Here is a 3,712-nt window from a genome sequence, read left to right as displayed (position 1 = left end):
GCCGGGTGCTCGCCGACGCCGCCACCGAACCCGCCGCGGCCGAATCGGCCGCCACGACGACGCCAGCGCCGGCCGCCGGGTCCGTCGCCGGGGTGAGCGTCCCGGACGCGTTCACCGCGCTGACGATGACCCCCATCGGCAACCCGCCGCTGCCGTTCAAGGGCACCGACGGCAAGTACCACGTGGCCTACGACCTGCAGCTCACCAACGCCACCAAGGTGCCGGCGAGCGTGGACAAGATCGACGTGGTGGACGGAACCGATCCCTCCAAGGTCATCGCCAGCTTCTCCGCCGCCGAGCTGGTGGACCCGGACTGCGTCTTCGGTGACTGCAACCGCCTGCGCGACCTGCCCGCCGGGTACGTCGACACCGCGCAGATCCCGCCGCAGGAGAGCCGGGTCGTGTTCATCGACTTCACCCTCGACTCGCTCGACCAGGCCCCGGACGCGGTGCTGCACCACCTCTACGGGACCGGCGCCGCCTCGCCGGCCTCCGGCGAGCCCGGACCCATCGACTACCTCACGACGCCGGTCGCCTTCTCCACCCGCACCGTGCCGATCATCGCTCCGCCCGTGCGGGGCGAGAACTGGGTGGCCCTCAACGGGTGTTGCGAGCCGGGCTTCCCGCACCGCAGCTCGGTGATGTCGGTCAACGACAAACTCAACAACAGTCAGCGCTTTGCGATCGACTGGAAACGCACCAATGACGAGGGCGAGTTCTTCACGGGCGACAGGAATCACAACGAGAGCTACGTGGATTACGGCGCCGAGATCCTCGCCGTCGCCGACGCCACCGTCGTCTCGGTCCTCGACGGTATGGAGGCCAACGCGCCGGGGGTCCTGCCCGCCAGCAACCCGGAACTGGCCTCCAAGCTCACCGTCGAGAACGTGGACGGCAACCACGTGGTGCTCGACCTCGGCGACGGCGTGTTCGCGATGTACGCACACATGATCTCCGGCTCGGTCACGGTGAAACCCGGCGACACGGTCACCGAGGGCCAGGTGCTGGGCAAGCTCGGCAACACCGGCAACGCCAACGCCTCGCACCTGCACTTCCAGCTCATGGACGGGCCGAGCCTGCTCGAGGCCGACTCGCTGCCGTAGGAGCTGAAGGGGTTCGACTACGCCGGGCAGGTCCCGCCGCAGCGGACCGCCGACGCCGACGACTACCTGTCCGGCACCTTCGTCGACACCGCGGACCTCTCGCCGGAGCCGCGGATGAACGAGCTGCCCCTCAACCTCGCGGTGGTGGACTTCCCCTGACCGGGATGGCCGTCCCCGGCTGACGCGCGGCAGCCGGTCGGCCACGGGCGGGGTGCGCCGGATAGGCTCGCCCGTGCCGTGGTGTTCGGGAAGCCGGAGGAAAAGCCGGCGCGGCCCTCGCCACTGTAGTCGCGGAGTCATGCGACCCTCGTCCGTCCCTCAGGGGGCGGAGGCCACTGGATCCTCCAGGATCCGGGAAGGTCGGTCGCACGGCGTTGATGCGGAAGCCAGGAGACCGGCCACGGCGACATGTTCCACGAGGGTTTGGAGAAGAACATGCGCCCCACCCGGCGTTTGGCGTCCCCTGATGACGCCGCGGCACAGCACGACGTGCCCCGCATCACCCTGTTGTCCACCTCCGACACGGACCTGCTCTCCGCGCGCGAATCCGGCGCGGCGTTCACGCTCGGCAACCCGTCCCGACTCGACGTCGAGGCGAATCTGCCCGCACTGCTCGACGGCGCCGACCTGGTGGTGGTCCGCATCCTCGGCTCCCGACGATCCTGGGAGGCCGGGTTCGCCGCCGTGCTCGGCGCGGGCGTCCCGGTGGTGGTCCTGGGTGGGGAGCAGACCCCCGACGCCGACCTGATGGAGCTGTCCACGGTCCCGATCGGCATCGCGGCCGAGGCGCACCGCTATCTCGCCGAGGGCGGCCCGGGCAATCTCGCGCAGCTGCACGCGTTCCTGGCCGACACCGTGCTGCTCACCGGCGCCGGGTTCGAGCCGCCGGAGAACGTGCCGGTGTGGGGTATGCCGCCGCGGCCGGACACGACGGAAGCCCCCGGCCTGCCCCGCGTGGGCGTGCTCTACTACCGCGCCCACGAGGTGAGCGGGAACTCCGGATTCGCCCACTCGCTGGCCGACGCGATCGACGCCGCTGGCGCGGTGGGAGTGCCGGTCTTCGCCGGCTCCCTGCGCTCGGCCCCCGACGAGCTGTTCGACGCGCTCGGCTCACTGGACGCGCTGGTCGTCACGGTCCTCGCCGCCGGCGGCACCACGCCCGGTGCGGTGAGTGCGGGCGGCGAGGACGAGACGTGGGACGTCGAGCGCATCGCCGCGCTGGACATTCCCGTCCTGCAGGGCCTGTGCCTGACGTGGAGCCGCGAGGACTGGGCGGCCTCAGACGACGGCGTCAACCCGCTGGACTCCGCCAACCAGATCGCGATCCCCGAGTTCGACGGCCGGATCATCACCGCGCCGTTCTCGTTCAAGGAGATCGACGCCGACGGCCTGCCCCGCTACGTGGCCGATCCCGAGCGGTGCGCGCGTGTCGCCGGGATCGCCGTGGCCCACGCGCGGCTGCGCCACGTGGCGCCGGCCGACCGCAAGGTCGCGCTGGTCCTGTCGGCGTACCCCACCAAGCACTCCCGCATCGGCAACGCCGTCGGTTTGGACACCCCGGTCTCGACCATCCGCCTGCTGCGCCGGATGCGCGACGAGGGTTACGACCTGGGCCCGGACGACGGCCCCATCGCCCGGTTCCTGGACACCGCCGGGGACTACGCCGACGACACCGCCGCCGGCGACGCCCTCATCCACGCGCTCATCGCCGCGGGCGGGCAGGACGAGGAGTGGCTCACCAGCGCCCAGCTCACCGACAGCCACGTGCGGATCTCCACCGACGACTACCTGCGCTGGACCGCGGACCTGCCCGAGGCGCTGCGCGCGGAGATGGTCGAGGCGTGGGGGCCCGTGCCGGGCGAGCTGTTCGTCAACGACGCCGGCGAGATCGTCCTGGCCACCATCCAGGCCGGCAACGTCGTCCTGTTGATCCAGCCGCCCCGCGGCTTCGGCGAGAACCCGGTCGCCATCTATCACGACCCGGAGCTCGCGCCGTCCCACCACTACCTGGCCGCCTACCGCTGGCTCGCCCACGGCTTCGGCGCCCACGCGCTGGTGCACATCGGCAAACACGGCTCGCTCGAATGGCTGCCGGGCAAGAACGCGGCGCTCTCGGCGGACTGTGCCACCGACGCGGCGATCGCCGACCTTCCGCTGATCTACCCGTTCCTCGTCAACGACCCCGGCGAGGGCGCCCAGGCCAAGCGCCGCGCGCACGCCACGATCGTGGACCACCTGGTCCCGCCGATGGCCCGCGCGGAGTCGTACGGAGATATCGCCCGCCTGGAGCAGCTGCTCGACGAGTACGGGAACATCGCGTCGATGGACCCGGCCAAGCTCCCGGCCATTCGCGCGCAGATCTGGACCCTCATGCAGTCCGCGCACATGCACGAGGACCTGGGCCTCGAGCAGCGGCCCGACGACGAGGAGTTCGACGACTTCCTCCTCCACGTCGACGGCTGGCTGTGCGAGATCAAGGACGTCCAGATCCGCGACGGCCTGCACGTCCTGGGCCAGGCGCCCGCGGGCGAGGCGCGCGTCAACCTGGTGCTGGCGATCCTGCGGGCCTCGCAGGTGTGGGGCGGCGAGTCCGGGGCGGTTCCGGGCCT

At 71.4% G+C, this 3,712-nt stretch carries 2 protein-coding genes and 1 riboswitch; both genes read left to right on the top strand.

Going from position 1 to position 3,712, the window contains the following annotated elements:
* Positions 1-1,103, top strand: a 1,103-nt coding sequence (locus G6023_RS14480; protein ID WP_241727877.1) for a M23 family metallopeptidase, incomplete at its 5' end; no start/stop codon positions are given.
* 221 nt (positions 1,104-1,324) lie between these two features.
* A riboswitch (cobalamin riboswitch) is annotated at positions 1,325-1,520 on the top strand.
* Between the two features lie 18 nt (positions 1,521-1,538).
* A partial coding sequence (locus G6023_RS14475) for a cobaltochelatase subunit CobN (protein WP_182636168.1) occupies positions 1,539-3,712 on the top strand: 2,174 nt, incomplete at its 3' end.

The organism is Dietzia sp. DQ11-71 (genome assembly GCF_014144995.1).
Lineage (GTDB): Bacteria > Actinomycetota > Actinomycetes > Mycobacteriales > Mycobacteriaceae > Dietzia > Dietzia kunjamensis.
The sequence above is the reverse complement of the archived record's forward strand: the minus strand, read 5'-3'. Positions and strand labels throughout refer to the sequence as shown.